The organism is Streptomyces sp. NPDC046876, assembly GCF_040645035.1.
Taxonomy (GTDB): Bacteria; Actinomycetota; Actinomycetes; order Streptomycetales; family Streptomycetaceae; genus Streptomyces.
In genome coordinates this window covers 1-1,916 of record NZ_JBEYXK010000228.1, presented here as the reverse complement: position 1 = coordinate 1,916, position 1,916 = coordinate 1, and the positions used below count along the sequence as shown (strand labels likewise).

Here is a 1,916-nt window from a genome sequence, read left to right as displayed (position 1 = left end):
CCAACTGTATTGACTGCAATGCTAGAAGAAATCATTGTGAATTTGACAAAACAAGGATTTACTAAATTTGTTCTGTGTAACGGGCACGGAGGCGCATACTGGGAATCGGCATTTGTTAAACAGATAAACTTCAAATACCCTGATTTGATTTTAATTACTACCCATCGCCATTTGGCATGGGAAGATGCTTTGCAGCACGCTGGATTGCAAGGGTTAGATGAGATGCATGCAGGTTTGTTGTCTGTGTGTACAGCAATGTGGCTTTGTCCTGAATTGGTTGTAGTTCTGTTAGACGATAGGATTAGTTTTCTTTTTGAATTATTAAAGTCATCAATGAAGTATGGTTCTTGAAATTACATGGAATAAAGGTGTGGTTATATGATTACCAGAGTAGCGTCAGCGATGTGCAATATGGGTATATTGATCTTTGATTGTATGGCGTCTACAACTTTATGCATCGTATTCGTACATATAAGAATAAATTCAGCTCCGGCTTTTTCTAGCGAGCTAGCTGCATCCCCCAATTTTTCACCAGCGTTTTCCCATTCGCCCTTGGTCTGCAAACGTTCAATTTCTTCAAAGTCGACACTATACAATAGACATTTAGCTGAGTGTAATCCTCCCAATCTTTTTTTAACTTCTTCGTTGATGATTCTGTAATATTCAGCTGAAGACTCCCAACTCATCCCACCGATAAGACCGATTATTTTCATGTTTGATTCCCACCTTTTGTTTTCTTATATGAACTTAATAACTCCTGAAGACACGAGCAACACTTTTACTATAAAATTATTGATCCTATTACGATAGAGGTGAAGTCACTTATAAAACAAACAAGTCCTCGTTAATTCAAGATAGATTATATTATTCCATCAAAGTTATCAGCAAACTGTTCTTCGGATAGTACTTGCAAACCATTTCTTCTTAACAAAGCAGTTGTAATCCCATTCCCAGCAACTTTCTCCCCTATAAACTTACCATTATAAATCATTGAACTTCCACAGGATGGACTATACTCCTTCAGAACAACAACTGTTGCCTTAACCTCTTTAGATTTACTTAACGTAGCATAAGCCCCTGTTATATATAGTTCCGTTACGTCATTACCTGATTTTTCGACTACTTTGGCTTTCCCATCTAAGGACGCCAAATATCAGGCGTGCTTCGTGCATCTGTCGCGCGGTATTGCCCACAAAGTCCGCGTCACCGATCGAAAGGAGATTCTTGATAATTTCAAATCGGTCTACCGGTCAGAGAGCCGAGAACTGGGCGAAAAAGCGTTGAAAGCCTTTGTCGACAAGTGGCAAATCGTCTATCTCAAAGTGATGAAATCGTTGGAAGCGAATCCCTCTATCTTTACCTTCTACGACTTCCCGAAATCCATTTGGCGAAGCATCTATTCAACGAATCTCATCGAGTCGTTTAACAAGAAAGTGAAGAAATACAGCAAGCACAAAGAGCAATTTCCGAACGAAGATTCTTTGGATCGCTTCCTGGTTTCCCAGTTCGAAATTTATAATCAGAACTTCTCCACCCGCTGCCATATCGGATTCGATCAAGCTCGTGCAGAGCTGGCTGAGGTGTTCAAACAGGCTTAATGAAACTACATACAAGAAAAGGTTTTACTTATTTACACATAATTCTTGACGCTCTCCGAATGACGTTTGCGATCACTTTGTACTGCTCTCAATTTACCATTAAAATCCTCTAACTAATGAACATCATTTTTTTAATCAGTTAATTGAATTTCTTCTTAATAGCATTTTGGGGTGAGGAGGAAAAAGTTAAACTAACATTATGTCTTAAAAATACCAGTTGCTCTGTAGTGAAGTTAAACAGGCATTGGATTGGTTTTTAAAAAAAGGGAAAACTCAGGGCTATTCAGTAAAAAATGTAGGGGACATTGCAGGGCATCT

General features: G+C 38.7%; 2 protein-coding genes and 2 pseudogenes. 2 read left to right on the top strand and 2 right to left on the bottom strand.

The window, feature by feature from the left end:
- A partial coding sequence (locus ABZ924_RS38600; protein ID WP_361920414.1) for a creatininase family protein occupies positions 1-351 on the top strand: 351 nt, incomplete at its 5' end.
- A gap of 38 nt (positions 352-389) precedes the next feature.
- On the opposite strand, the pseudogene ABZ924_RS38595 reads toward ABZ924_RS38600, so the two are convergent.
- Together ABZ924_RS38595 and ABZ924_RS38590 are read right to left on the bottom strand one after the other, a co-directional pair.
- Positions 390-713: pseudogene (locus tag ABZ924_RS38595) on the bottom strand (amino acid racemase); the annotation flags it as partial.
- Between the two features lie 146 nt (positions 714-859).
- Positions 860-1,150, bottom strand: a complete 291-nt coding sequence (locus ABZ924_RS38590; RefSeq protein ID WP_361920412.1) for a DUF523 domain-containing protein — start codon at positions 1,148-1,150, stop codon at positions 860-862.
- Between ABZ924_RS38590 and ABZ924_RS38585 the strand changes: the two are divergent.
- Positions 1,146-1,598 (top strand): annotated as a pseudogene (locus ABZ924_RS38585) (transposase); the annotation flags it as partial. The gene ABZ924_RS38590 and the pseudogene ABZ924_RS38585 sit on opposite strands and share 5 nt — an antisense overlap.
- Positions 1,599-1,916: the final 318 nt, after the last annotated feature.